General features: G+C 60.6%; 22 protein-coding genes. 16 read left to right on the forward strand and 6 right to left on the reverse strand.

The features are described from left to right. The first annotated feature begins 64 nt into the window (after positions 1-64). The 5 genes from BQ4888_RS00570 to BQ4888_RS00590 all read left to right on the forward strand — a co-directional run bounded on the left by BQ4888_RS00570 (position 65) and on the right by BQ4888_RS00590 (position 6,028). On the forward strand, positions 65-2,059 hold the full coding sequence (locus BQ4888_RS00570; protein ID WP_420841940.1) for a site-specific recombinase: 1,995 nt from the start codon (positions 65-67) through the stop codon (positions 2,057-2,059). A gap of 133 nt (positions 2,060-2,192) precedes the next feature. Beyond that, the gene (gene rplM / locus BQ4888_RS00575; protein ID WP_092052331.1) at positions 2,193-2,621 is read left to right on the forward strand and encodes a 50S ribosomal protein L13; all 429 of its coding nucleotides are present in this window, start codon (positions 2,193-2,195) and stop codon (positions 2,619-2,621) included. A 25-nt stretch (positions 2,622-2,646) separates the two neighbouring features. Beyond that, positions 2,647-3,039 (forward strand): 30S ribosomal protein S9, encoded by a 393-nt coding sequence (gene rpsI / locus BQ4888_RS00580; RefSeq protein WP_092052332.1) that lies wholly within the window; start codon positions 2,647-2,649, stop codon positions 3,037-3,039. 104 nt (positions 3,040-3,143) lie between these two features. After that, positions 3,144-4,181 carry an N-acetyl-gamma-glutamyl-phosphate reductase gene (argC, locus tag BQ4888_RS00585; RefSeq protein ID WP_092052335.1) on the forward strand — a complete coding sequence of 346 codons (1,038 nt, stop codon included), beginning with the start codon at positions 3,144-3,146 and terminating at the stop codon, positions 4,179-4,181. Between the two features lie 71 nt (positions 4,182-4,252). Further along, entirely contained in the window at positions 4,253-6,028 is a 1,776-nt protein-coding gene (locus BQ4888_RS00590) for a YgiQ family radical SAM protein (protein ID WP_092052337.1), read from the forward strand. 13 nt (positions 6,029-6,041) lie between these two features. On the opposite strand, the gene BQ4888_RS00595 is transcribed toward BQ4888_RS00590, so the two are convergent. Further along, complete coding sequence (locus BQ4888_RS00595; protein ID WP_092052339.1) at positions 6,042-8,234, reverse strand: diguanylate cyclase; 2,193 nt, start codon at positions 8,232-8,234, stop codon at positions 6,042-6,044. A gap of 62 nt (positions 8,235-8,296) precedes the next feature. Continuing rightward, the gene (locus tag BQ4888_RS00600) at positions 8,297-10,420 is read right to left on the reverse strand and encodes an HD domain-containing phosphohydrolase (protein WP_092052341.1); all 2,124 of its coding nucleotides are present in this window, start codon (positions 10,418-10,420) and stop codon (positions 8,297-8,299) included. A 302-nt stretch (positions 10,421-10,722) separates the two neighbouring features. Here BQ4888_RS00600 and BQ4888_RS00605 point away from each other — a divergent pair, with 302 nt between their 5' ends. From BQ4888_RS00605 to BQ4888_RS00650, 10 genes are all read left to right on the forward strand, one after another. Further along, entirely contained in the window at positions 10,723-10,908 is a 186-nt protein-coding gene (locus BQ4888_RS00605; RefSeq protein WP_092052344.1) for a DUF2065 domain-containing protein, read from the forward strand. 79 nt (positions 10,909-10,987) lie between these two features. After that, on the forward strand, positions 10,988-12,019 hold the full coding sequence (gene queA, locus BQ4888_RS00610; RefSeq protein ID WP_092052347.1) for a tRNA preQ1(34) S-adenosylmethionine ribosyltransferase-isomerase QueA: 1,032 nt from the start codon (positions 10,988-10,990) through the stop codon (positions 12,017-12,019). Positions 12,020-12,070: 51 nt separating this feature from the next. Next, positions 12,071-13,186, forward strand: a complete 1,116-nt coding sequence (tgt, locus tag BQ4888_RS00615; RefSeq protein WP_092052349.1) for a tRNA guanosine(34) transglycosylase Tgt — start codon at positions 12,071-12,073, stop codon at positions 13,184-13,186. A 72-nt stretch (positions 13,187-13,258) separates the two neighbouring features. Continuing rightward, complete coding sequence (gene yajC / locus BQ4888_RS00620; protein ID WP_092052352.1) at positions 13,259-13,576, forward strand: preprotein translocase subunit YajC; 318 nt, start codon at positions 13,259-13,261, stop codon at positions 13,574-13,576. Positions 13,577-13,672: 96 nt separating this feature from the next. Next, entirely contained in the window at positions 13,673-15,271 is a 1,599-nt protein-coding gene (secD, locus tag BQ4888_RS00625; protein ID WP_092052354.1) for a protein translocase subunit SecD, read from the forward strand. A 13-nt stretch (positions 15,272-15,284) separates the two neighbouring features. Continuing rightward, positions 15,285-16,223, forward strand: a complete 939-nt coding sequence (secF, locus tag BQ4888_RS00630; RefSeq protein ID WP_092052357.1) for a protein translocase subunit SecF — start codon at positions 15,285-15,287, stop codon at positions 16,221-16,223. Beyond that, a complete protein-coding gene (locus BQ4888_RS00635; protein ID WP_092052358.1) occupies positions 16,220-16,786 on the forward strand; it encodes a tetratricopeptide repeat protein in 567 nt (188 codons plus the stop codon). Before secF ends, BQ4888_RS00635 begins: the two co-directional genes overlap by 4 nt. Positions 16,787-16,881: 95 nt before the next feature. Continuing rightward, on the forward strand, positions 16,882-17,757 hold the full coding sequence (locus BQ4888_RS00640) for a right-handed parallel beta-helix repeat-containing protein (protein WP_092052361.1): 876 nt from the start codon (positions 16,882-16,884) through the stop codon (positions 17,755-17,757). Then, positions 17,745-19,466, forward strand: coding sequence for a single-stranded-DNA-specific exonuclease RecJ (recJ, locus tag BQ4888_RS00645; protein ID WP_092052364.1), 1,722 nt, complete (start codon positions 17,745-17,747; stop codon positions 19,464-19,466). The genes BQ4888_RS00640 and recJ overlap by 13 nt, the downstream gene beginning before the upstream one ends. Before the next feature lie 119 nt (positions 19,467-19,585). Then, entirely contained in the window at positions 19,586-20,143 is a 558-nt protein-coding gene (locus BQ4888_RS00650) for a thioredoxin family protein (protein ID WP_092052366.1), read from the forward strand. 263 nt (positions 20,144-20,406) lie between these two features. On the opposite strand, the gene BQ4888_RS00655 is transcribed toward BQ4888_RS00650, so the two are convergent. Genes BQ4888_RS00655 through BQ4888_RS00670 form a run of 4 tightly spaced genes read right to left on the reverse strand, consistent with a single transcriptional unit; the run spans position 20,407 to position 24,890 of the window. Beyond that, the gene (locus BQ4888_RS00655; protein WP_092052368.1) at positions 20,407-22,284 is read right to left on the reverse strand and encodes a monovalent cation:proton antiporter-2 (CPA2) family protein; all 1,878 of its coding nucleotides are present in this window, start codon (positions 22,282-22,284) and stop codon (positions 20,407-20,409) included. Next, positions 22,281-22,889, reverse strand: coding sequence for an NAD(P)H-dependent oxidoreductase (locus tag BQ4888_RS00660; RefSeq protein WP_092052370.1), 609 nt, complete (start codon positions 22,887-22,889; stop codon positions 22,281-22,283). Before BQ4888_RS00660 ends, BQ4888_RS00655 begins: the two co-directional genes overlap by 4 nt. Then, positions 22,886-23,698 (reverse strand): formate/nitrite transporter family protein, encoded by an 813-nt coding sequence (locus BQ4888_RS00665; protein WP_092052372.1) that lies wholly within the window; start codon positions 23,696-23,698, stop codon positions 22,886-22,888. Before BQ4888_RS00665 ends, BQ4888_RS00660 begins: the two co-directional genes overlap by 4 nt. Before the next feature lies 1 nt (position 23,699). Further along, positions 23,700-24,890, reverse strand: coding sequence for a pyridoxal phosphate-dependent aminotransferase (locus BQ4888_RS00670; protein WP_092052375.1), 1,191 nt, complete (start codon positions 24,888-24,890; stop codon positions 23,700-23,702). Positions 24,891-25,084: 194 nt separating this feature from the next. Here BQ4888_RS00670 and pheA point away from each other — a divergent pair, with 194 nt between their 5' ends. Then, the gene (pheA, locus tag BQ4888_RS00675; protein ID WP_092052376.1) at positions 25,085-26,158 is read left to right on the forward strand and encodes a prephenate dehydratase; all 1,074 of its coding nucleotides are present in this window, start codon (positions 25,085-25,087) and stop codon (positions 26,156-26,158) included. Positions 26,159-26,171: the final 13 nt, after the last annotated feature.

Genomic DNA, 26,171 nt, shown 5'->3' on the forward strand with positions numbered 1-26,171 from the left:
GAGTTCACCTTTGTCCGAGACTTTGCCCACGACCACCGTTGCCGAAGAGGATTTTCAGGGGCTGTTGCACCGCCTGGCCGGCAACCGCAGTGGTGATGCCCTCGAAACCCTGGTCATGGTCGTCGATTGGCTGCGCCCCAAGACTCCGGAGAACAAGGGGTGGGCCGAAGGGCGCATGAATTATCTGACAATCGCCCTGGAGTCGTCTGATCTCCTGCCGCCGCCGGTTCTCGACGGCCTCCGGCACTGGCTGGGGAAGACGCAGTTTTTCAATGCCTTCGCTGGCCTCGGGGTTTTTTCCCGGCGGGGATTCGTGCGGGAATTCGCCGAGCGCTGTCACGAACATATCAGTCCCACTCCACCGGCGCATAACTATCTGCGGGATATTCTCCCCTTGGTCTTTCATCAGGAAACGGACCCCCGTTGGGTCGCTTCCGTCTCGGATGAATCCTGGAGCCGGCTCTTTCTGGCGGTACGCCGCGCCCTGGTTCTGCCGGGGCGTCCCGATCCGGCGTTGACCCCCATTGAGGCCGCCCTGTACGCCATGGAGATGCTCTCCATCTGGGGTGCCGCCGAAGAGCTCGAACCGGAGTTGATGCGTCTCGATCCCGAGCTCTCGCAAAGTGATTCGGCTTTTGTCGCGCTACAACGGGAAATCGCCCTCTATGTTGAGCAGGCGCGCGCCCGGCTTAATCAGCCCGATCTTCCCGAAAGCGACGACAGTCACGCCCGGGTGCTGCTCGACCAATGTCGCGAGCAGCTCGCCCGTTTCCGCAAAAAAATCCTGACCCGGGGGACAACCATCTCCCTGGCCCATCTCCTCGAACGGCTGGATCAGACTTTCACTCGCATCGAGGATCTGCTCGACGTGCTTTCCCTCGACCCCGCCGTCGGCGGCGCGGCCCGAGGGCGCCTTTTCAAGCGCCTGGTGCAGGCCAGTTCCGAACGTCACAGCCCGCGCCTGCTCTGGCAGCGCAATGTGCGGCTGTTGGCCCGCAACATCACCGAAAGCGCCAGCAACCACGGGGAACATTACATTACCCGCGACGGCCGCGAATATCTGGCCATGCTCCGTTCTGCGGCAGGGGCGGGAGTGCTCATCGCGCTGATGGCCCTGCTCAAGCTGTGGATCGTCGAGCTGCCGCTGAAGCCGGTGGCTGAAACCTTTCTCGTCAGTCTCAATTACGGCCTCGGTTTTGTCTTCATCCACATGCTGCATTTTACCGTGGCGACCAAGCAGCCGGCCATGACCGCCGCCTGTTTCGCCGGTGCGGTGGAGCGGGAGGAGCAGGGACGGGCCAACCAGAAGAAATTGGCGGCCCTGCTGATACAGGTGTGCCGTTCCCAGTTCGCCGCCGTTGTCGGCAACGTCTCCGTCGCCGTGGCCGTGGCGCTTCTGGTTGGCGGGCTTTATCGTCATCTCACCGGAAGGTCCCTGCTGGCGGAGGAGGCGGTGGTCTATCAGCTGCATGTCTTGCATCCCCTTTTGAGTCTGGCATTGTTCCATGCCGCCATCGCCGGGGTCTGGCTCTTTTTTTCCGGTCTGGTCGCGGGGTTTTACGACAACCGCGCCGCCTACCTCGATGTGCGCCGCCGTCTGCGGCGCAATCCCCTGTTGACGGCCTTGCTTTCCCCCGAGCGACAGGGGCGGCTGGCCGACTATGTGCATGACAATTACGGGGCCCTGGCCGGCAACTTCATCTTCGGCCTGCTTCTCGGGGTGACCGGCTATGTCGGAAGTCTGCTCAGTTTACCGCTGGATATCCGTCATATCGCCTTTTCGTCGGCCAACCTCGGCTATGTCATGAGCGGGGATGAACTCTCCCCGGCGGCGTTCCTGCTCAACCTGGCCTTCGTTCTGCTCATCGGGATGATCAACCTGCTCGTCAGTTTTTTTCTCGCTCTGTGGGTGGCGTTGAAGTCCCGGAGTACGCGCATGGGTCGTCTTTCTGCCCTCTGGCGTGCTTTCTACGACCGGGTGCGAGAGGATCCCCTGGTGCTGGTTTTGCCGCCGCGAGTGCTGTCGCAGATCAAGACCGGGGAAGACCCCATGAAGTGACGCCTTTTCTTTGGGGATGAATGCGGGATTTTTCGTAAATAAACCTTGACATTCGCCACCGGCTTCTTTATTTTCAGCTCTTCTGTGAGTCCCCGTTACCCAAATTCACAGTTTACGCATAGAGAGGAATTTCATGAGCACGCAAGTCGCCAAAGAATCAGATATCAAGAGAGCATGGTTCGTCGTCGATCTGGAAGGCAAGGTTCTGGGTCGGGCGGCCACCGAGATTGCCCGCGTACTGCGCGGCAAGCACAAGGCCATTTACACCCCGAGCGTTGATACCGGCGATTTCGTCGTCGTCGTCAATGCCGACAAGGTCAAGCTGACCGGCACCAAGATGGCCGACAAGGTCTATTACAGCCACAGCGGCTATCCCGGGGGGATTCGTTCGATCACCGCCGAGAAGCTGGTCGCAAAGAAGCCCGAAGATCTCATCAAAAAAGCGGTCAAAGGGATGCTACCCAAGAACAAATTGGGGCGGCAGATGTTCCGCAAGATGAAGGTCTATGCCGGCGTCGAGCATCCCCATGCCGCCCAGCAGCCCAAGGAACTGGTTATTTAGGATCGATACGAGGAGATAGAACAGAATGGCCGAGCAGAAATTCTACGCGACCGGTAAAAGAAAAACCTCCATCGCCCGGGTCTGGATGAAGCCCGGTGCCGGGGACATCGTGGTGAACAATCGTTCCCTGGATGAGTTTTTCGGTCGGGAAACCTCCAAGATGGTTGTCCGTCAGCCGCTGGAGTTGACCGACAACGTCGGTAAATTCGATATTTCCGTTAACGTCTGCGGCGGCGGTCCTTCGGGACAGGCCGGCGCTATCAAGCACGGCATCACCAAAGCCCTGCTTGACATTGATCCGGAGCTGCGCGCGGTGCTGAAAAAAGCCGGGTTCATCACCCGTGACAGCCGCGTGAAAGAGCGGAAGAAGTATGGCAAGCGCGCTGCTCGCCGCAGCTTCCAGTTCTCCAAGCGTTAATTGTCGCGATTCCTTGCGGGGTACGATTCCCGGCGGGAATGTGACCAATCCCATCGGAAAAGGGAAACCCTCGGGTTTCCCTTTTCCTGTTCAAGGAGCCTGCCATGATTCGGGTCGCCATTGTCGGTGCCAGCGGTTATACGGGGGTTGAACTCTACCGCTTGCTGGCTAACCATCCGCACGTCGAAATCACCTGTGTCACCTCCCGGCAGAATGCCGGCGAGCTCTTCGCCGATGTTTTCCCCTCCCTGCGCGGTCGCACCGAGCTGGTCTGCGATCCGGTGGAAGTCGAGATCGTCGCCGCCAAGGCCGATTTCGTCTTTACCGCCTTGCCGCACAAGACTGCTATGGAGTTCGTCCCCGGACTGCTCGCGGCGGGGAAGAAGGTGGTCGATCTGTCCGCCGATTACCGGCTGCGGGATGCCGCCCTTTACGAAGCCTGGTATCAGCCCCACACCAGTCCGGAGCTTCTGGCCGAGGCGGTCTACGGCCTGCCCGAACTCTACCGGGAGAAGGTCCGCCCGGCCCGTCTGGTGGCCAACCCCGGCTGTTATCCGACGAGCGTTGCCCTGGCTCTGGCCCCTTTGCTGAAAGCGGGGCTGATCGATCCGGCCAGCCTGATAATCGACAGCAAGTCGGGTGCCAGTGGTGCCGGGCGTGCGGCCAAGGTCGACAGCCTTTTCTGCGAAGTGAACGAGGGGTTCAAGGCCTATGGCGTCGGCAACCATCGACACACCCCGGAGATCGAGCAGACCCTGAGCGATCTCGCCGGGGTGCCGGTGATGGTCAATTTCACTCCGCATCTGCTCCCGGTCAATCGCGGCATTCTTTCGACCTGCTATGCCAATCTTAAAGAGAAATCGGATACCGCCCGACTGGTCGAGCTATTTGCCGATTTTTATCGTGACGAACCCTTTGTCCGGGTGCAGCCGAAGGGGAGCCTGCCCAATGTCGCCTGCGTACGCGGCGGCAACCAGTGCGATCTCGGCGTTGTCGTCGATCCTCGCACCCAGCGGGTGATCGTCGTCTCGGCCATCGACAACCTGGTCAAGGGGGCGGCCGGACAGGCGGTGCAAAACATGAACCTGATGCTCGGCTTCGATGAAACGGCGGGGCTGAATGTCATCCCCCTCTACCCGTAAATGGTTCGGAGTCCTTTCATGAAGGATCTAGGGTCCTGAAGCGCCAGGTAAAGAACGGGGTCTTCATCCCGATGACCCGCACTGAAATGGCCGCCCGGGGCTGGGACGAGCTCGATGTGCTCTTGGTTTCTGGTGATGCCTATGTCGATCACCCCTCTTTCGGCGTGGCACTCTTAGCGCGGTTGCTGGAAGCGGAAGGCTACCGGGTGGGGATTCTTGCCCAGCCTGACTGGCGCGATCCGGAAGCTCTGCGGGGGATGGGCCGTCCCCGGCTCTTTGCCGGGGTCTCCGCCGGGGCCATGGATTCCATGGTCAACCATTACACGGCGGCGAAAAAGATCCGCCGGGACGACGCCTACACTCCAGGCGGGCGGGCTGGAGCCCGTCCCAACCGGGCGGTCATCGCCTACACGGCAGCGCTCAAGGGCGCCTTCAAGGGGCTGCCGGTCCTCATCGGCGGTATCGAGGCAAGCCTGCGGCGACTGGCCCATTATGACTACTGGGATGACGCCGTGCGCCGTTCGGTGCTGGTCGACAGCAAGGCCGATCTGCTTCTCTACGGCATGGCTGAAACTGTCTTGCTGGAAGTGGCGCGGCGGGCGGCCGGCGGCGAGGCGCTCAAGGCGATGAGCGACCTTCGCGGCAGCGCCCGGCTGACCTCGCAGCCACCGGAGGAGGGTGTACGGCTGCCTTCTTTCGAGCAGGTCGCCGCCGACCCCGCCGCCTTCGGGGAGGCCTACCGCCTTGCCGAGGGGGAGCAAAACCCTTACAACGCCTGCCCCTTACTTCAGGAACACGGCACCCGGACCCTGGTGGTCAATCCCCCGGCGTTGCCGCTGAGCGAAGCCGATCTTGATCGGATCTACGCCCTCCCTTTTCAGAAGTTGCCCCATCCCGCCTACCGGGAGCCCATTCCCGCCTACGAGCAGATCCGTTTCTCCATCACCAGCCATCGTGGCTGTTTCGGCGGCTGTGCCTTCTGCGCGATCACCCACCATCAGGGCAAGTTGATCCAATCCCGCTCCGAGGCCTCGATTCTCGCCGAGATCGATGCCTTGACCGGCCATCCCGACTTTCGCGGTACTCTCACCGACATCGGCGGGCCGACCGCCAATATGTACGGCCTCGATTGCGGCGATGCAGAGGCCAGAAAGCTCTGCCGTCGCTCCGGCTGCCTCTTCCCGAAACCCTGTAAACATCTGCGCGTCAGCGACCGGCGGGCGGTGCACTTGCTCGAACAAGCTCGCCGCCACGACCGGGTCAAGCATCTCTTTGTCGCTTCCGGGGTACGTTTTGACCTGCTGGAGCGCCAGCCCGACTATTTCGATGCCCTGCTGACCCGTCATGTCGGCGGATTGCTCAAAGTCGCTCCCGAGTCGACCAGCGAGGCGGTAACGAGAGTGATGCGCAAGCCCGGTCCCGGCATTTTCATCGATTTCCTCCGGCGTTTTCGTGAACACAGTGCTGCGGCCGGCCTGCGCCAGGCGGTGGTTCCCTATCTGATCGCCGGACATCCCGGCTGCACCCTCTCCGATATGGTCGATGTCGCCCTCTTTCTGCGCGAACAGCGGTTGCGGGTTGAGCAGGTCCAGGAATTCACTCCGACCCCTGGGACGCTCTCGACCTGCATCTACCACACGGGTCGTGATCCCTTGACCGGGGAAGTGTTGCATGTGCCGCGTACGGAGAAGGAAAGGAAGCTGCAGAAGGCGTTGCTTCTTTGGCATTTGCCGGAGCAGCGCGCCCTGGTTGCCGAAGCACTGCGCCTGGCGGGACGGGAGAGGGATGGTCGGGTGCTGCTCGAAGGGCGGGTTTCTGCGCGGCCAGTCGGCCGACTCCGGCGCTGATCGGTTCTTGTCCTCAGCTCAGGGGGGGGACGTTGAGATAGGGCAGGGGTGGGGCGGTCGAGTTCCAGGCGACCGTCTGGTTGCGCCCCTCTTTTTTGGCTTGGTAGAGGGCCTGATCGGCCTGTTCCTGCAACGTCTCCAGACTGTCGGCATCCTCGGGAAATTCGGCGATGCCGAGGGAGAGGGTGAGGTGGCCTTCGGGCTGGCTTTCGGCCGCGCCCATGAATTCCCGTTCGGCGACGCACAGACGCAGTTTTTCGGCAGCAGCGCGGGCCCCTTCCTTGTTCGTCTTGGGCATGAGAATGATGAATTCCTCGCCGCCGAAACGCGCCGCCAGATCGATCCCGCGAATGTTATCCTGAAGAATCTGCGCCACATCCCGCAACACCTTATCCCCCTGTAAATGTCCGTGCGCGTCGTTGTAGCGCTTGAAATGATCGATATCGATCATGATCAGGCTGAAGTTCGTACCGTAGCGGCGCGCCTGGGCGAATTCCTTATCCAGCGCGGCCTGGAAAAAACGGCGGTTGGCCAGCCGGGTCAGGCTGTCGGTGTTGGAAAGATCCCGCGTCTGCTGGTAAAGGCGGGCGTTTTCGATAGCGATGGCGGCCTGGGCGGTAATCGCCTGGACCAGTCGGATTTCCCGTTCGCTGAAGCCACCAACTTCCTTCTTGTGCAGGTTGATGACCCCGAGAATCTGCTCCTTGAGGATCATTGGCACGCAAAGCAGGGATCGGGTTTCGGGATAGTCGCGCAGATAGTCTTCAAAACGCTGATCTTCTTCGAGGTCGCGCACATGCAAGCATTCCTGCCGATGGCTGATTTCCTCCATGAGGATGCTGCGCCCATCGAACAGTTCCCGATACTTGCGCGCCGGATTGAGCCCGAGGGTTTTGCTGATTTGTAACCGTTCCTCGTCCTGATAGAGCAGCAACAATAGTTCGTCGCAGGGGACGACATCCTTGATGATCTGCAGCACCCGGCCAAAGAGAACGTCGAGATCCAAGGAGCCGATCATGTCTTGGATCAGGCTGAAAAGGGCCGAAAGCTCGTTAACGTGCGCTGTCAGTTCGGCGTTAGCCTCTTCGATCTGGCGGTTTTTATCGGTCAGCAGCGACTGGTAACGCAACTCTTCTTCGGCCGCGGCCAGTTCTTTTTCCTGGCGCAGGCTGTCGGCGTAGAGGGTGCGAAGTTTTTCAGCCATGAGATTGAAGGATTGGGCGACCTGCCCCAGCTCATCCTGTTTGGGCTTTTCGATGCGGAAATCGAAATTGCCCCAGCTCAGGGCCTGGGTCGCCTTCAGCAGGGACTGGACGGGCGCCATGATCTGTCGCTGCAACAATTCGTAATAGAGGAGGCCCCCCATCAGGACGAAGAAGGCCAGGGTTGCGATCCCCTGCAGAGTGAGATCGTTAACCAGGGCATCGAGACTGTTCATGGGGATTTCGATGACGGTGAGGACCAACTCCGAGGTTCCGAGGGGAATGGCGCTGTAAAGGTATTTGCTGGAATTGCCGACCCGGATCAGCGTCTGTCCGCCGATCACCGTCGCCAGCTGATCGGGGGACAGGCTGGGAGGGAGGTGCTCGGGATCGCTGGCGGTGAGAATTCCCCCGGAAAGGTTCATCAGCGAAGTGCGTGCGCCGAAACCGATCGAATGGGCGCTTAAAAAGGAGGCCTTGATCGCTGTGCGCAGAATCAGCACTTGGCCGTCCCGGGCCCCCTCGGGCAAGAGGCAGGCGACGGTCAGGGTCGGTGGCATTTGCGCCGAGTTGAGGAAGCGAAAGCGGGGACGGCCGCTGCGGATGGCGTGATCGATCAGTTCGCGCAGGTCCGAGGCAGGAAGTTCCTGCCAGCGGGCGACTGGCAGGAATTCCGCCTGAATGTCGCTGCGCGCCAGACTTGCCAGTAGTTCTTCATGCTCCGGGGGAAAAGACTGGGAGGCTCTGCCGGAAGGAGGAAGCCGATAGGCGTAGCCGATCAGTTCGGCGTAGTTCTGCAGGAGAAATTCCTGGTTCTTGATTTCCCGGAAAATGACGTCGCGGCCGGAGTTTAGCCGATCGTCGACGGTTTCATGGATGGCCCGGTTCAACAGCAGGATGAAGCTGAAGGTCGCCACCCCGCCGAGCAGCAACAGGATGATAAAGAAGGGGAGCAGAATTTTATGCCGCAGGGACCAGGCACTGCGCTGGGGGAATTCTCCCATTCGGACTCCTCAAGGGGGAAAGAACGCTTTGGTCAGATGAACCCCAGGTTTCGGACGGAGAATCAACGATTCGTTAATCCGCCAGCGTCCAGCGGGGGAATGCTTTCGTTATGGACAGGATGGGGGTTGAGAGTTTTGCCCGGCAGATGCTGTCGAAAACCCCCTTTTTGTATCATCTCCAAAAAGGTCTCCGCGACAATCGGGTCAAACTGGGTACCGGTATAGCTGCGGATTTCTTCGACGGCCTCCTCGAAGGAGAGCGCTTCCCGGTAGGGGCGATCGGAAATCATCGCGTCAAAGGTGTCGGCGACGGCAAGAATCCGGGCTTCCATGAGAATTTCATCCCCTTTGAGATGGTTGGGATAGCCCTTGCCGTCGTAGCGTTCGTGGTGTTGGGCGATGATTTTGCGCACATCCTTGAGGAACTGGATCGGTTCCAGGATCTTCACGCCGATAAGGGGATGCTGGTGCAGGGCCTGGACATTCTGATGGGTCAGATCCCCTTTTTTGTGTAGCAGTTCCCGGTCGATGCCGATCTTGCCGATGTCGTGTAGAACCGCCGCTTGTTCCAGGCGTTTGAGCCGCTCCGGCGGAAGGCTTAGGCGGCGGGCGAGGGCGAGGCTGATACGCGTGACCCGTTCCGAATGGCCGTGGGTGTAGGCGTCGCTCGCTTCGATGGCGGAAACCAGGGCCTGCACCGTATTCAGGTAGGTCGTCTGTTGCTCTTCGTAGAGTTGGGCATTCTTGATGGCGATGCTGGCCTGGCCGGCAATGGTGGAGAGAAGTTCCAGGTCTTCGGTGTAGAAGGAGGAACCGTCACGGCGGTTGGCCATGGTGATGGTGCCGATCGGCTCGCCGTTGACCATGAGCGGGGCGCAGATCACTGTCTCGCGGGTGAAGCCGAGGCGGCTGACCTTGTTGAAGTGGTCGGCATCGTTGATATTCTGGATCAGGAGGGGCTTGCGGTTCTCGATGACCCAGTGGGAGACGCCGCCGTTTTCCAGGGGGATGCGCATGCCGGAAGCGGGGGGCGAGGGCAGGCCGAAGGAGCCGCCGATGGTCAGTTCGTGGGTTTCCCGGTCGAAGAGCAGAATGTAGCCGGCGCTGGCCTTGAGGGTGTCGACGGTGGCCTCGATGAGCAACTGGAACAGCTTGCCCTGGTTCATCGTCGAGTTGATCGCCAGGCCCATATTGTAGAGGGCCGACAGGCGGTGGACCGCTTGCTGCAACGTGGTGTTTTTGCTTTCCAGTTCGCCGGCAAGGTCGGCGATGCGGTAGTTGGCTTCTTCGATTTCACCGATGCGCTGTTCCAAGGAGGCGTTGAGGTATTCGATCTCCTTGAGGCGTTCCTCCAGGGTGGTGTTCATCGCCTCGATCTGCTCCTGATGCGCGAGCTTTTCCTTGCCGACGGCGATTTCCCGTTCCTGGCGTACCATCTCGTGAATCTGGGTTCTGAGCCGCTCGACCATGCGATTGAACTTTTCGGAGAGCTGCGCCATCTCCTTCGAGGTCGTGAGGGAGACCGTCGCCTGTTCAAACTCTCCCTTTTCCAGATGGTTCATGGCCCCGACCAGGCTGCGCAGGGGTTTTTCCACGTAGTACATGACAAAACCGGTGATGGCGAGGATCAGGAAGAGGAGCATCGGGAAAGAAGAGGCAATCGCCCGAAAATTAAGCTGGCTGTGCATGTTTGCCAGATCGTCGATGGCGATATGGATGCTGAGGATACCGAGAACCCGTTCGCTCTGGTCATGGCAGGCGTGACAGTCGGGTTCGTTGTAAATGGGGAGGATGCGCGCCTGATAAATCTGACCGTTGTGCTCGTGGCGGCTGGAAAACTGCTGCGAACGGTAGGCGATCAGGTCGACGGCGGGGACCAGATCGCCGACACTTTCCGACCGTCCGGAACGGAGGATGCGTCCTGACTCGTCGAAAATCTGAACGAATTCCAGGGTGGGTTCGGTCTGAATCTCTTCGAGAATTTCCGCGACCCGGTCGTTTTCGCCGCTGCGCATGAAGGTAATGACGCTGTTGCGGATGGTGTCACCGAGAATACGGCTGTGCTGCATCGCCAGCTGGTTCAGGGTCTCGCGATGCGCGGCCAGGTGGTGCCACATGCTCAGGGACACCACCATCAGGGCGATCAGGGTGGAAAGTATAAGAAATTTCGATTTGAGAGAAATCATTTATACCTGAATGTCCGGTTGACCCTTCGGCCCGCCCGGTGAAATCACGGAGCGCGTTTGTCCGAACCCCGCGAAAAGCCCACCATTGGTGCCTTGCCAGGGGTCGAGAGGTACGCGCGATAGTCAATTAATACAGCATACCCCTGAGCAGGTCGCGACGGCAACGGCTTTTTTCTGCGGGCCACATGCCGGCCTTGACGGAAGGGCGGCGAGTCTTTAAGATGAGGCCGCGAAAACCCATAATGAATTGCAAATATTCTGCCAGTTTTCGCAAAACCCCACAGGAAAAGGTGTCGTGGACTATGGAATTTCTTTTATCCCTCTTGGGGGTCTGGATGATCATTGAGGGGATCCCCTGGTTCCTCTCTCCCGGGGGGATGAAAAACGCCCTGCGTCAGATGCTTTCCCTGCCAGATAAAAGTCTACGGCTGATGGGGGCTGTCCTGATGTTCGCTGGGCTCCTCACGGTCTACCTGGTTCGTGGCTAGGGGGCCGAAAGGAATTGACTTTTGTCCCTGCTTTGTGATTGATTGGCTCCCGGTTCGGCACCCTCCGACGTAGGTTTTAATGTTCCTTGACGATTTTGATTTTGCGCTTCCCGAAAGCCTGATTGCCCAGTATCCCCGGCCCGAGCGGGAGGACGCCCGACTTCTCGTGCTGCGGCGAGATGACCGGGAAATCCGCTCTACCGCTTTTCGCGATCTGGGCGCCTTTTTCCGGCCTGGCGATCTGCTCGTTCTCAACGATACCCGGGTCATTCCCGCCCGATTGCTGGGAGAGAAGGAGAGTGGTGGGCGGATTGAAGTCTTTCTGGTCCGGCGCCTCGCTACCGACGGCGAGGAATGGGCCTGTCTGACCAAGTCCTCCAAATCGCCCCGGCCCGGCACCCGGTTGCGTCTTGGCGTTGCCATTGAGGGAACCGTACTCCCCGGCGGCGAGCAGCCGTACCGGCATATCCGTTTTGAATGTTCGGGGGATTTTACCGCCGCTTTGGAACGGGAAGGGCAGATTCCATTGCCCCCCTACATCCGTCGTGACGCCGATGCCAGTGACCGTACCCGCTACCAGACGGTCTTTGCCCGCTCCGACGGTGCCGTTGCCGCGCCTACCGCCGGTCTGCACTTCACCGAGCGCACCCTTGATGAGTTGCGCGGGCGCGGGGTGGAGATTCATCCCCTGACGTTGCATGTCGGCCTCGGCACCTTTTTGCCGGTACGAGTGGAGAATGTCCTTGAACACCGGATGCATCATGAACCTTATGTGGTGCCGACGGAAACCGCGGCGGCGGTCAATCGCGCCAAGGAGGAAGGGCGCCGGGTTTTCGCTCTCGGCACCACCACCACCCGCGCCCTGGAGCACGCGGTGGACGGGCAGGGGCGTTTGCGCGCGGGGGAGGGGAGCAGCGATCTCTTCATCTATCCCGGTTTTCGTTTTCGCCTTGTCGATGCCCTGATCACCAATTTTCATCTGCCGAAGTCGACCCTGCTCATGCTCGTCTCCGCCTTCGCGGATCGGGAATTTGTTCTTGAAGCTTATCGGCAGGCAGTACGGGAAGAGTATCGTTTTTTCAGTTACGGCGACTGTATGTTGATACTGTAAACCGACCTTTTTTCGCTTGTTTGACTATCAATACTTTCGATTCGGTATGAAGTGACTTCTTTCTCTTTTGATCTGTTGCATGAGGATGGCCGCGCCCGGCGCGGACGCCTGCATACCCGGCGCGGCGTCGTCGAAACGCCGGTCTTCATGCCGGTGGGAACCCAGGCGACGGTGAAGGCCATGTACCCCGAAACCCTCAAGGAGATCGGGGCGCAAATCATTTTGGCCAATACCTACCACCTGCTCTTGCGCCCTGGGCACGAGCGGGTCCGGGCCTTGGGCGGCCTGCATCGGTTTATGAACTGGGATCGCCCGATTCTCACCGACAGCGGCGGCTTTCAGGTCTTCAGTCTCGGCGAGCTGCGCAAGATCGATGAGCAAGGGGTGCGCTTCCAGTCCCACCTGGATGGTGCCGCCCATGTCCTGACCCCCGAGTCGTCTATCGCCATTCAGGAGGCCCTGGGTTCGGATATCATCATGGCCTTCGATGAATGCATCCCCTATCCGGCTACCCGGGAATACGTCGCCGAATCGACCGCCCGCTCCAGTCGCTGGGCCGCCCGCTGCCGGCAGGCGCGGCAACCGGAGGACGGTGCCGCCCTCTTCGGCATTGTGCAGGGGGGGATGCACCGCGACCTGCGCGCCCAGAGTGTCGCCGATCTGCTCGCTATCGGTTTCGAAGGCTACGCCGTCGGCGGCCTCTCTGTTGGCGAATCGGCGGAGCTGATGTATGAGGTGATGGATTGGACCATGCCCCTGTTGCCCCGGGACTGTCCCCGTTATGTTATGGGGGTGGGGACGCCGGAAAATCTGGTGGAAGGGGTACGGCGCGGGGTGGATATGTTCGATTGCGTGATGCCGACCCGCAACGCCCGCAACGGCGTCCTTTTCACCAGCTTCGGCAAAATCAGCATCAAGCAGGCGCGCTTTCTCGATGACGAGAGCCCTATCGACCCGGACTGTGACTGCTATGTCTGCCGTCATTACAGCCGGGCCTACTTGCGTCATCTCTACCAGAGCAATGAAATTCTCTCATCGATGTTGAATACGCACCACAATCTGCATTACTATCAGCAGCTGATGGCGCGCATGCGCGACGCCATTGAATCGGGTACATTCGAGACGTTTCGGGCGGAGTTTCTCGCCGCCCGCCGTATCGATCCGTAAAACCTGACGGCCGGGTTTACGGTTTTTCTTCTAGCGGTTTTCACGATATTTCATGACAAGGAGGTTTCACCAATGATTTCTGAAGCATACGCAATGGCTCCGCCCGCCGGCGGACAGGCCGGGGGCGCCCCCGGATACGAAGGCATTCTCATGCTGGTGGTGATGTTCGCCATCTTCTATTTCCTGTTGATCCGTCCGCAGCAAAAACGGGCCAAGCAGCACAAGCAGCTCATTGAGAACCTGAAGGTCGGCGATCAGGTCGTGACCGCCGGCGGCCTGCACGGCAAAGTGGCCGCTCTGCAGGATACCGTGGTCATGGTTGAGGTCGCCGCTGGGGTCAAGATCAAAATCAGCCGCAGTTCCATCGTGGCGACCCGCCAGGAGCAGTAGTTCCGGCCGGGGCCGCGAGGCCCGCTTCGCTCCGGCGGGTTCGCCATCGCGCGCCCGCCGGTTTCGTTCAACGGACCAAAGGAGAATATTTCTACCATGGCCAGAAGCCTCAAGTTACGGGGGGGGCTGGTTCTGCTCTGCCTCCTCCTGTCGTTCATTTCCTTGGCCCCGACCTTCTGGGGCGGCAGCCTGCCCGGCTGGTGGACCAAGTCTTTCGATCCCATTCATCTGGGTCTCGACCTGCAGGGCGGCATGCATCTGGTGCTGGGGGTCGATGTGGACAAGGCGGTGGAAAGCCGCCTGGACAGCACCCTCGATCAGGTCGAAAGTTTGCTCGCCGAGAAAGATGTGGTTTTTAAGCGGGCCGAGCGTCTTCCTGGCGAGCGTCTGGCGGTCACCGTCTACGACGAGGAGTCGGGCAAGGCTGTGGATGCCCTGATGGGGGAAAGTTTCCCCACCCTTGAGGCCATGACCCTCTCTCAGGAGGGGGGGTACATCCAGAAAAATTACCGTCTGGGGGATCAGGAAATCGCCAATATCCGCGATTACGCCATCCGCCAGGCCCTGGAAACCCTGCGCAACCGTGTCGACCAGTTCGGGGTCAGCGAGCCGACCCTGCAGCTGCAGAATAACGACCGCATCCTGATTCAGCTTCCGGGGATCAAGGATCCCGAACGGGCCATCGCCCTGCTCGGCAAGACCGCCCGTCTCGAATTCAAGATGGTCGCCGAAGATGCCAATCCCGAGGACGCCGTCAAGGGCAATCTCCCGCCCGGCACTCAACTCCTCTATGAACGCAACGTCAACCGTCAGACCGGCGAGGCCACGGAAACACCTCTGGTTGTTTATGAGAAGACCGCCTTGACCGGCGATCTGCTCGCCGATGCCCAGGTGCGTATTGACACCCGTTTCAACGAGCCTTACGTCGGCATCGACTTCAACCCGGTGGGCGCCAAGCGCTTCGATCAGATCACCGCCGCCAACGTCGGCAAGCGCATGGCCATCGTCCTCGACGATACCGTCTACTCGGCGCCGGTCATTCGTGAGCGCATTTCCGGCGGCAGCGCCCAGATCAGCGGCGCTTTCAACGAGCAGGAAGCGACCGACCTGGCCATTGTCCTGCGCGCCGGTTCCCTACCGGCGCCGGTGAAAATCCTCGAAAACCGCACCGTCGGACCCTCCTTGGGGCGTGATTCCATCAATCAGGGGATTGTTTCCGTCGTTGTCGGCGGCCTGCTGGTGGTGCTGGCCATGGCCTTTTACTACCGCCTTTCCGGGCTGGTCGCCAACCTGGTGCTGATCCTCAATCTGGTCTTCATCATGGCGATGCTCTCCCTTTTCAAGGCGACCCTGACCCTCCCCGGTATTGCCGGCATCGTCCTTACCATCGGCATGGCGGTCGACGCCAACGTCTTGATATTCGAGCGGATCCGCGAGGAGCTTCGACTCGGCAAGACGGTGCGTAACGCCCTCGATGCCGGTTACGCCAAGGCGATGCTGACCATCATCGATGCCAACGTGACGACCCTGATCGCGGCCCTGGTCCTCTTCCAGTTCGGTACCGGTCCGGTCAAGGGTTTTGCCGTCACTCTTTCGGTGGGGATCGTTTCCTCGCTCTTCACGGCGATTTTCGTTTCCCGGTTGATTTTCGACCTGTTCCTCGGTAACCGGCACATCAAGCGGTTGAGCATATAAAAAGGAGATCTCCGTGGAACTTATCAAGCCCAATATCAATATTGATTTTGTTGGCCGCAGGAAGATGGCGGTTATCTTTTCTCTGGTACTCATCCTGGTTGGTCTCTCCTCCCTGCTTTTCAAGGGTGGACCCAATTACGGTATCGACTTCGCCGGCGGCACCCTGGTGCAGATCAAGTTTACCGAGGCAACCGATGCCACCGCTATTCGCGAAGCGCTGAGCGACTTGGATCTCGGCTCTTTTGCGGTGCAGCGCTTCGGCGAAGAGGGGGACGAGTTTCTCATTCGCGCGCAGAACACCAGCGCTGAACTGGAAGGATTGTCCCATACCATGGCCGCCGCCCTCGAAGGCAAGTACGGCGCCGGGAGCGTGGAGATCCGCCGGGCCGAGATGGTCGGTCCCCAGGTCGGCAAGGATCTCCGTGAAAAGGGGCTGATGGCCGTGCTTTACGCCATGATCGGCATCCTCGTCTACGTCAGTTGGCGCTTTGAGTTCCGTTATGCCGTCGGTGCCGTCATCGCCCTGCTGCACGACGTTCTCATTACCCTGGGTGCTTTTTCCCTCTTCAACATGGAAATCGACCTGCCGGTCATCGCCGCTTTTCTGGCGATCATCGGTTACTCCCTCAACGACACCATCATCGTTTATGACCGGATTCGCGAGAACCTGGGCAAGCATTCCAAGGAAGGGTTGGCGTCGGTCATCAATCACTCCATCAACGAAACCCTCTCCCGCACCATCCTCACCTCCGGGACCACCTTGCTGGTCGTCGCTGCGCTCTTCATTTTTGGCGGCGGGGTGATTCACACCTTTGCCTTCGCGTTGCTGGTCGGGATTGTGATCGGAACCTATTCGTCCATTTTTGTCGCCAGCCCGCTGCTGCTCTTCTGGGAAAACCGCAAGGGTGGTCAGGATGCCGGCAAAGTTGCGACGGCCGGGGGGAAGGTATGAAAAAGGAGACATTCTTTTTTATCGCCGTCGCTCTGATCGTCGGGGTGCTGGTCGGCGTTCTGGTCAGCAAGGGGGGACGCAGTTCGGCACCGGTCCAGGGCGGCGCGCCGGCGGAGACCGCAGCCAATCTGCAACAAAATATCCAGTTGATAGAGAAGTTGGTGGCCGAGGATCCCAGTAATCGCGGCGCCTGGGTGCAGCTCGGACATGCCTACTTCGACAGTCGTCAACCGGTCAAAGCGATCGAGGCCTATAACAAGGCGTTGGAACTCGATCCCAACGATCCCGACGTGCTCACCGATCAGGGAGTGATGTTTCGCGATATGGGCTGGTTCGATCGCGCCGAAGAAAACTTCATCAAGGCCAACGAGCTCAATCCCGCCCATGCCCAGAGTCTCTTCAATCTTGGGGTGGTCTACCGTTACGACATGAACGACGCCAATCGCGCCCGCGAGGTCTGGACCCGCTATCTTCAGGTCAACCCGAGCGGTCCCGGCTCCGAGAATATCCGCCGCGAACTGCAAGCCTTGGGCGGCGCCTCGACCCTGGCTCCTCCCCGATAGACAGGGGGGCTCCGCATCGCTCCGGGTCCTTCCGGAGGGCAAGTAAAATCTCAGGCCGAAAGCACCGCTTTCGGCCTTTTTTTCAAGGAGATAGGATGCCCGCCCTGAGCCGAGCTTCGATTGCCTCCGCCTTGATGCTTTTGGCGCTTCTTCTCGGGGCCTGCTTCGGTCCCGGGAAGCCTCTCTCCGGCAAGCTGTCGGGGGATATCCATTGGCGGGGACGGGTCGTTATCGACGGCGATCTGGTCCTGGCCGAGGGTTCGCGGTTACTCATCGCCCCCGGTACGGAAGTTCTTTTCCTCCCCCCTGGTCCCGGGCGGGATCGATGGACGGAACATCCCAATTTCGTCGGGAGCGAGTTGATCGTCCGTGGTGAGTTGCTTGCCGAGGGGACGGCGACCGCGCCCATTGTCTTTCGTCATGCCGACCCGGTCGCTGCGCCGGGCAGTTGGGGGGGGATCAACTTCGAGCCCGATTCCCGCGCGCGCTTTGCCTTTTGCCGTTTCACCCAGGCGGATAGTGCTGTGCACAGTCAGGAAGCGAGAGTCAGCATCAAACAGTCCCTGTTCGAGAAAAATCTGGTGGGTATCCGCTTCTACTCCAGCGCCATGGGCATCGAAAACAATCTGCTCCGCGACAACGGCACGGCGATCCGTTTTCATTTCGGGGCGCCGACGATTCGCGGTAACGATATCCGCGACAACCAGCGGGCGTTCTTCATTACCGCCTTTCCTCAGGATTACCGCATTGAGGGGAACAGCATCATCGCGAGTTCCGACTACGCCGTTGTTCTTGGCGAAGAGGTCCCCAATGATGTTATGATGCCCGGTAACTATTGGGCGGGGAAACACCTTGGATCGAGCGATGTGCCCTTCTATGATGGGCAAATGAGCGGTTATCTCGGGCGGGTGCGGATAGAGCCGCGCCTGGACGCGCCGCCGCCGAATGTGGGGATTTCATGGAACCGGTAAGCACACGTCATTGGGTACCGCGCTCCTCGGAAGCGGTCGCCGAGCGGGAAGGGGAGTTGGCCCGGGCCCTCGACCTGACCACCTTGACGGCGCGCATTCTCCTCGCCCGGGGGATCGCATCTCCGGATGAAGCACGTTTTTTCATCGACGGCAAGCTGGCGGATTTGCCCGATCCCTTCACGCTGCTCGGCATGGAGAGCGCGGTGGCCCGTCTTCTGCGGGCCTGGCGGCGACAGGAGCGCGTGCGCATTCACGGCGATTACGACGTCGACGGCATCACCGCCACCGCCTTGCTGACCGAAGGCTTTTCCCAACTCGGTCTGCAGGTCGATTACCACATCCCTTTGCGCCTCAAGGATGGTTACGGCCTCTCCGTCGAAGCCCTCGAAACGGCCGTGGCCGAGGGGGTTGCGGTGGTGGTCTCCGTCGATTGTGGCGTCTCCGCCGTTGCCGAAGCGGAACGCGCCCGGGAGTTGGGTCTCGATCTCATCGTCACCGATCATCATCAGGTTCCCGAAAAACTGCCCCGTGCCCACGCCCTGATCAATCCCCACCAGCCCGGTTGCCCCTTTCCCTTCAAGGATCTCGCCGGCGTCGGTGTCGCCTTTTTCCTGCTCGTCGCCCTGCGCAAGGCTTTGCGCGAGGCCGGCGCTTTTGCCGAAAGCAAAGAACCCGATCTGCGCCGTCTCCTCGATCTGGTGGCTCTCGGCAGCATCGCCGATCTGGTACCGCTCACCGGCCTGAACCGTCTCCTGACCCGGATCGGTCTGCAACTTCTCGACAAGCAACCCCGCCCGGGCATTCATGCCCTGCGTCAGGTCGCTGCCGTCGACAAGGTGACCTGCGGCACGGTCGGCTTCCGCCTGGCGCCGCGATTGAACGCCGCCGGACGGCTGGAGGATGCCGCTCTCGGAGTGCAACTGCTGCTCGGGCGGGAAGCTTCCGCTTGCTTGGAACTGGCGCAACTCCTCGATGGTTTCAATCGGGAGCGACAGGCGATCGAAAAAGAAACACTGGAGCAGGCGGTGGCGACTCTGGAGGCCGGCCGCGAGACGGCCACCCATTCCATCGTCCTCGCCGATGCCCGCTGGCATCCCGGCGTCATCGGCATCGTCGCCAGTCGCCTGGTGGAGCGCTATCACCGACCGACGGTGCTGATCTCCCTCGATGGTGGGCAGGGGAAAGGTTCGGCCCGTTCCATCCGGGGATTTCATCTCTATCAGGCCCTGGAGCGCTGTCGCGAACGCCTGCTCGGTTTCGGCGGCCATGCCTACGCCGCCGGTCTCTCCCTTGCCGAAGCGGAGGTGCCCGAGTTTGCCCGCGCTTTCGAGGAGGTCGCCCAAGAGCTTCTGACCCCTGAGGGTCTCCATCCCCACCTTGGACACGACGGCGAGTTGTTGCTCGAAGAACTCGATTCGGCCACGGTCGGCGAACTCGCGCGGCTTGCCCCCTTCGGCATGGGGAATCCCGAGCCGGCTTTTGTTGTAAGCGGCGTGCGTATTCAGCAGGCCGCGGTGGTCGGCAGCGATCATCTGCGCTTTGTCGCCCGCCAGGACGGTTACAGTCTGCCCTGCATCGCCTTCGGTATGGCCGCGCGCCAGGGGGAGTTGAGCGGGCCGATGGACCTGCTCTTTTCCCCATCCATCAACGAATGGAAGGGGCGGTTTGACGTGCAGTTACAGATCAAGGATTTCAGACCTTCCGCCTGAGACGGGCGAGATCGCTAGTAATACTTGAAATTCCCGCGCGCCAAGCTAATATATCCGGAATGGTTAGCAATCTTGGGTGATCCGGAAATCGCCCATCCAATCGTGGAGGAGCTTTTAACATGAGTCTTGTGAAATCGATCGATGTGCCCCTGGGGTGGAAGATGAAGCGTTTCACCCTGCAGGATGCCAAAGACCGCGCCCATGACAGCGATGATTTTTTCGGGGATATGGGATTGCTGGTGGTTTTCACCTGCAACCATTGCCCCTACGCCGCTGCTCAATGGCCCCGGCTCATTGAGTTGGCTCGCTACGGCCGCGAGTTCGGCATCGCCACGGTCGCGATCAATCCCAATATCCATCCCGATTATCCCGATGACGCTCCCGAGCGTATGCTCGAAAAGGTTCGCGAACTCGGTATCGATTTCCCCTATCTGGTGGATGAGGGCCAATCGATCGCCCGGGCCTTCAAGGCCCAATGTACGCCTGACTCCTATCTGTTTGATCGTAAATGGCGACTGGTCTATCACGGTCGCATCGACGACAACTGGGAAGACCCGACCAAGGTCACCCGCCAGGAACTCAAGGAAGCCATGGATCGCCTCGTGGCGGGCAAACCGCCCTTGGAAGTGCAACACCCCGCCATGGGCTGTTCCATCAAATGGCGGGCGGAAGATTGAGCCGTTCGCGGAGGACAAAACCGCGGCGGAAAGATAGGATACAGCGAAGATAAAACGAACAGGCCGGAGGAATTTCCTCCGGCCTGTTCGTTTCTTTAGCAAGAAAGTAAATCAGTTCCTGCAGATTCAAATCCCCAGTCACCCACGGCGTCTTTCTTTTCCTTTCTCGATCGCCCTTGCCTTCTCATTTTCACCCGCCTGTGCAACCGGACTCCGAACTCCTTGACCAATCTACCCGCTCAGCCCCTCCTTTTCTCCTTGTCTCAGAGCTTCTCCGTCGCCGCCGTGACCGGGGTGTCCGTGTCCCAGGCGTGGTCGTTGAGGTTGTGGATGTCGGCGCGGTCCTTGGCGAGGATCTGTTCCTGCAGGCGGATGAGTTCGCGGGCGTTGGAGATGTAGACCCCCTGATCGTGGCGGTGGGGGGCGAGTTGATTCATGGCGGCTTCGTCGTATTTCATGAAATACTGGGCGGCGCGGGTGGCGCTGTAGCGGCGATGGCCGAGGTTGGTCAGAACGTCCACCCCGGCGCGCAGGGAGGTGTCGAGAAACTCCCGATAGACCTGATCGACCCCGGCTTCGATGAAGTCGTGGGCGTCGAGGGTGCTGCCGGCGCGGGCCATGGTTCTGAGGTGGGGAAAGTGCTTTTTCGCCGTCGATACCAGCGTGTCGACGGTCGCCGGATCGTCGATGGCGATGAAAAGGATGCGGGCGCTGTCGGCCCCGGCCGAATGGAGGATGTCGAGGCGGGTGGCATCGCCGTAGAAGACTTTGAAACCCATACGCCGCAGCAGATCGACCTGATCGGAATTGTTGTCGAGAATTGTCGCTTCGACGCCGTTGGCGCGCAGGAAGCGGCCGAGGGTGCTGCCGAAGGAACTGAAGCCGGCGATAATGATGGAATGTTCCGTGTCGATCGCATCCGCCTCGCGCTCCTCGGTGCGCCGGGTACCGAAACGGGGGAGGACCAGCCGTTCGTTGAGCAGCAGCAGAAGCGGAGTCAGGGTCATGGTCAGGGCGGTGACGGCCATCAATGTGTCGATCCAGTTACCGCCGACGATTCCCAGCCGCTGGATGAAGGCCAAGAGGACGAAGGCGAACTCGCCGACTTGGGACAGGCCGAGAGCGAAGATGCTGTTTTGGTCGAAGGAGAGGCGGAAAAGTTTTCCCGCCGCCGCCAGCACCGCCGCCTTGACAATGACGATGGCCAAAACCAGGGAGAAGATGGTGCCGGGGCTGTCGGCGATGAGCTTGAAGTTGATCGACGCGCCGACGGCGATGAAAAAGAGGCCGAGGAGCAATCCCTTGAAGGGTTCGATGTCGCTTTCCAGTTCGTGACGGAATTCACTGTTGGCCAGCAGCACGCCGGCGAGAAAGGCTCCCAGCGCCGGGCTCAGGCCGACCAGTTGCATCAGGTAGGCGATGGCGACGATGATGAGCAGGGCGGCGGCGACGGAGAGTTCGCGGACGCTCGCTTTGGTGACGATGCGCAGGAGGGGGACGACGACGTAGCGCCCGGCGACGATGACCGCAATCAGGGCGAAGAGGACCGATCCGGCCCGGAGCCAGACCGGCAGCCCCGCCAGCAACCCCGGCGCTTCGCCGTGGCCCGCGCCGGTGGCGGCTTGCAGGGCGAGGAAGGGGAGCAGGGCAAGGATCGGGATGACGGCGACGTCCTGAAAGAGGAGGACGGCGAAGGAACTCGTCCCCGCTTGGGAACCGCCTAATCCTTTTTCCTTGAGGGATTGCAGGACGATGGCGGTGGAAGACATGGCCAGGGCCAGGCCACAGGCTACTGCGCCCCGCCAGCCGAGGCCGAGCAGCAGCAGTCCGCCGCCGAGGAGCAGGGTGGTCAGAGCCAGTTGCAGGGTGCCCAGGCCGAGAATCTGCGAGCGCATCCGCCAGAAGTGGGCCGGTTCCAGCTCCAATCCGATGAGAAAGAGCATCATCACCACGCCGAATTCGGCGAAGTGCATGATGTCCTGCCCCTCGCGGCCGACAAAGCCGAGGGCGAAGGGGCCGATGAGAATGCCGGCCAGCAGGTAACCGAGGACCGAGCCCATCCCCAGGCGCTTGGCGACGGGGACGCAGATCAGGGCGGCGGTCAGGTAAACGATGGCTTGGCCCATCAGGGTATCGCTCATGGCTGCTCCTTGCGGATGAGATCGGCGACCCAGTCGTTGAGCAGTTCCACCTTTTTGATCCCTTCAAAATCGTAGGTTTCCGCCAAGGCCGTCAACAGGCGGCGGTAACGCCCGGCGTAATCGGCGAGCAGGGCATCGCTCAGGCGGTAGGTTCCCTGCACGGCGAAAGGGGGGAGCCAGAGCATCCGGCACAGTCGGGTCGCCTGTTCCAGCGGGCGCAGCAGCTCCTCCAGGGGGTAACGGTTGAAGCCGTCGTGGGAAAAGCTGGTGCGGGTGCCGCCGCTGGTGATGACGTTGAAGACCGCTTTGCCCGCGAGGTGGTTTCCACCTTCGCCGTGGGCCCACCCGTGTTCCAGAACCAGATCCATCCACTGCTTGATGATCGCCGGGGGACCGTAGAGGTAGAGGGGGTAGTGCCAGACGATGATATCGTGGGCGCGCAGCAATTTCTGTTCGCGGGGGACATCGATATCGAACTGGGGATATTCCTCGTAGAGATCGTGAACGGTGACGTTTTCGAGACCGGTAAGGCCGCGCAGCAGGGCGCGGTTGGCCCGGGACTTTTCGTAACGGGGATGGGCAAAGAGAATCAGAATCTTTTTCATGGATCGACCTTGCCGCCGCGCAGATGAATGAACCAGTAGGCGAAGGCGACGAATACCACGCCGCCGATGATGTTGCCGAGGGTGACGGGGAGCAGATTGCCGATAAAAAAATTGCTCCAGGTCAGGGAAGGGTCCGTCCCCGGGAACTCGCGGGCCAGGAGCAGGCCGGTGGGGATGAAGTACATGTTGGCGATGGAGTGCTCGAAGCCGCTGGCGACAAAGGCCATGATCGGACCGAAACAGGCGAGCATCTTGCCGGGGATGTCCCGGGCCGCCGTCGCCATGAAGACCGCCAGGCAGACCAGCCAGTTGCAGAGAATCCCTCGGACCAGGGCGACATCGAAGGGGAGCTGGGTTTTGGCCGTGGCGATGGCGATCGCCTGCTCGGCGATGAGGGGCGCTTGCCAGAGGTTGGAGCGGTACATGAGCCAGGCGAAGAAGAGGGAGCCGACGAAATTGCCGAGCAGCACCACGGCCCAATTCTCCAGCAGTTTCCCCCAGGTGATTTCCCCCAGCAGGGCAGTTTTGGTCAGCAGGCTGTTGCCGGTGAAGAGTTCCGCACCGCAGATCACCACTAGCATCAGCCCCAGGGAAAAGACGCTGCCGGCAAGCAGGCGCGCAATCCCCTGGCCGAGCTTATCCGCCGTTCCGGCGCTGACCACCGTCGCCAACTCGGCGCCGAAGGCGATGTAGAAACCGGCGAGCAGGCTGAGGACAACGGTGCGGGACAGGGGCTGGCTGGCGACCCGCTTGCCGTTCTCCATGATCGTCCGCACCGTTTCGGCGGGAGTGAGGAAGTTCTTGTCCATCCTATTTCAGCCCCACATCCTTGGCCAATTTTTCCCAGGCGGGCAAGCTGCGCTCGATGATCCCCTGGTCGATGCAGTAGGCGATGCGGAAGAAGCCGGGAGCGCCGAAGCCGACGCCGGGGACGAGGAGGATGTTGTGCTTTTGCGCCTGGGTGACGAATTCGACGTCGTCGGCCAGGGGTGATTTGGGGAAGAGGTAGAAGGCGCCGCCAGGCTTGACCATGGAAAAGCCCAAGGCCGTCAGGTGGTCGTAGAGCAGGTCGCGCTTGCGCTGGTATTCGCCGATGTCGACGCTTTCCCGCTGGATGTTGGTGACCAGGCGCTGCATCAGGGCCGGGGCATTGACGAAGCCGAGCACCCGGTTGCAGAAGACCGCCCCTTCCATGAAGAGTTCGACCTGATCCATGGCCGGATTGGCCGCCAGGTAGCCGATGCGCTCGCCGGGCAGGGCGAGGTCCTTGGAATGGGAGGTAACGATGATCGAGTTCTTTACGCAGCCGAAGATGCCGGGCACCTGTTGGCCGTCGTAGGCGATGCGGGCGTAGGGCTCGTCGGAGATGACGTAAATCGTCCGGCCCAGCTCCTTCTCCTTGCGCTCCAGCAGTTCGCCGAGGGATTTGAGGTCGGCTGCGGGATAGATGACGCCGGTCGGGTTGTTGGGGTTGTTGACGATGAGCGCCCGGGTCTGCGGGCCGATGGCCGCTTCGATGGCTTGGAGGTCGAGCTGAAAGGTGTCGCGGTTCGTCCAGGCTTCTTTGGAAACGCCGCCATGGTTGTCGATGTAGAACTTGTATTCGACGAAATAGGGGGCGAGGATGATGACCTCTTCGCCGGGATTGAGGATGGTCTTTAGCACCACGTTGAGAGCGCCGCCGGCGCCGCAGGTCATGACCACCTGGGCGGCTTTGACCGGTACCGGCGACTTGTCGGAAAGGACCGCGGCGACGGCGGCCCGGGTCTCTTCGTAACCGGCATTGTTCATGTAGCGGTGCATCCCCGGCAAGGGGTGATTGGCGAGTTCCCGCAATTGGTCGCAAAAAGCCTGCGGCGGCTCCACCGAGGGGTTGCCGATGGTGAAGTCGAAGACGTTTTCGGCGCCGTGCAGCTTGCTCAGGCGCGCCCCTTCTTCGAACATCTTGCGGATCCACGACGAGCGCTCAATGGCGCTTAGGACTTTGGCGGCGATGGTCATGATCGTTCTCCAGGGAGTGAATTTATATAAAGGATCAGGGAGTTTAACCGGCCGTCGCGAAGCGGTCAAGAATTAACCGGATCAGGGATTTCCTCCCTTTCCGTCGGTCGGCGCGCCGGCTTTTCCGTTGCTTTTTGCCGGACGATAAGCTAAGTTTTCCGTCCATTTACTCTCCGGGAAAGGACCTAAAGGGCATGACGGCCGACAATCTCTCCGCATTGCGCCAGGCGATCGACGATATCGATGACCATATTCTCGATCTGCTCAATCAGCGGGCCTCCGTGGTCGTTGAAGTAGGCAAGGCCAAGGCCGGCCAGAGCAAGGATTTCTACGTGCCCAGCCGGGAACGGGCGATCTACGAACGGCTCACCGCCGCCAATCCCGGGCCCTTTCCCTCCGAGGCGATCCGTAAGGTCTTCCGCGAGATCATCTCCGCCTCCCTCTCCCTCGAACAGCCGATGAAGGTTGCCTTCCTCGGCCCCCAGGGTACTTTCACCCATGCCGCCGCCATGCAGCAGTTCGGCTTTTCCGCCCAGCTCATGCCACAGAAGAGCATCCCGGCGATTTTCGAGGAAGTGGCCCGGGGGCGCGCTCCCTACGGCGTCGTGCCGGTGGAGAACTCCACCGAGGGGGTGGTTTCCCACACCCTCGACATGTTCATGGAGTCGGAGCTGAAGATCAACGCCGAGATCATGCTCGGCATCTCCCATTTCCTCATGTCCCGCAGCGGCCGCATGACCGACATCAAGAAGGTCGTTTCCCATCCCCAGCCCCTGGCCCAGTGCCGCAAATGGCTGGAGGAGAATCTGCCCGACGTCCCCCTGGTCGATGTCGGTAGCACCGCCCTGGCGGCGCAGATGGCGCTGGAGGACGAAAGCTTCGGCGCCATCGCCAGCGAAATGGCGGCGACCCTTTACGGCTTGCAGGTGGTGAAGGAGCGCATCGAGGATAATCCCAACAACTTCACCCGCTTTCTGGTCATCGGCACAAACACCCCGGAGCGCAGCGGCCGGGACAAGACCTCGCTGATGTTCAACATCAAGGATCAGCCGGGGATTCTCTACCGGATGCTCGAACCCTTCAGCAAGCGGGAGATCAACCTCTCCAAGATCGAGAGCCGGCCGATGAAGAAGAAGGCCTGGGAATATATCTTCTTTCTCGATATCGAAGGGCACATCGACGACGAGCCGATCACGGCCGCCGTTACCGAACTCAGGGATTATTGCCAATTTCTCAAGGTGCTCGGTTCCTATCCTCGCGCCCGCTGAATTCAAGACTATG

The organism is Desulfuromonas acetexigens, assembly GCF_900111775.1.
Taxonomy (GTDB): Bacteria; Desulfobacterota; Desulfuromonadia; order Desulfuromonadales; family Trichloromonadaceae; genus Trichloromonas; species Trichloromonas acetexigens.

Coding starts and splice junctions, on each gene's coding strand:
- rplM (WP_092052331.1), top strand. CDS start 2,193: ATGAGCACGCAAGTCGCCAAAGAATCAGATATCAAGAGAGCATGGTTC.
- rpsI (WP_092052332.1), top strand. CDS start 2,647: ATGGCCGAGCAGAAATTCTACGCGACCGGTAAAAGAAAAACCTCCATC.
- argC (WP_092052335.1), top strand. CDS start 3,144: ATGATTCGGGTCGCCATTGTCGGTGCCAGCGGTTATACGGGGGTTGAA.
- BQ4888_RS00590 (WP_092052337.1), top strand. CDS start 4,253: ATGACCCGCACTGAAATGGCCGCCCGGGGCTGGGACGAGCTCGATGTG.
- BQ4888_RS00595 (WP_092052339.1), bottom strand. CDS start 8,234: ATGGGAGAATTCCCCCAGCGCAGTGCCTGGTCCCTGCGGCATAAAATT.
- BQ4888_RS00600 (WP_092052341.1), bottom strand. CDS start 10,420: ATGATTTCTCTCAAATCGAAATTTCTTATACTTTCCACCCTGATCGCC.
- BQ4888_RS00605 (WP_092052344.1), top strand. CDS start 10,723: ATGGAATTTCTTTTATCCCTCTTGGGGGTCTGGATGATCATTGAGGGG.
- queA (WP_092052347.1), top strand. CDS start 10,988: ATGTTCCTTGACGATTTTGATTTTGCGCTTCCCGAAAGCCTGATTGCC.
- yajC (WP_092052352.1), top strand. CDS start 13,259: ATGATTTCTGAAGCATACGCAATGGCTCCGCCCGCCGGCGGACAGGCC.
- secD (WP_092052354.1), top strand. CDS start 13,673: ATGGCCAGAAGCCTCAAGTTACGGGGGGGGCTGGTTCTGCTCTGCCTC.
- BQ4888_RS00635 (WP_092052358.1), top strand. CDS start 16,220: ATGAAAAAGGAGACATTCTTTTTTATCGCCGTCGCTCTGATCGTCGGG.
- BQ4888_RS00640 (WP_092052361.1), top strand. CDS start 16,882: ATGCCCGCCCTGAGCCGAGCTTCGATTGCCTCCGCCTTGATGCTTTTG.
- recJ (WP_092052364.1), top strand. CDS start 17,745: ATGGAACCGGTAAGCACACGTCATTGGGTACCGCGCTCCTCGGAAGCG.
- BQ4888_RS00650 (WP_092052366.1), top strand. CDS start 19,586: ATGAGTCTTGTGAAATCGATCGATGTGCCCCTGGGGTGGAAGATGAAG.
- BQ4888_RS00655 (WP_092052368.1), bottom strand. CDS start 22,284: ATGAGCGATACCCTGATGGGCCAAGCCATCGTTTACCTGACCGCCGCC.
- BQ4888_RS00660 (WP_092052370.1), bottom strand. CDS start 22,889: ATGAAAAAGATTCTGATTCTCTTTGCCCATCCCCGTTACGAAAAGTCC.
- BQ4888_RS00665 (WP_092052372.1), bottom strand. CDS start 23,698: ATGGACAAGAACTTCCTCACTCCCGCCGAAACGGTGCGGACGATCATG.
- BQ4888_RS00670 (WP_092052375.1), bottom strand. CDS start 24,890: ATGACCATCGCCGCCAAAGTCCTAAGCGCCATTGAGCGCTCGTCGTGG.
- pheA (WP_092052376.1), top strand. CDS start 25,085: ATGACGGCCGACAATCTCTCCGCATTGCGCCAGGCGATCGACGATATC.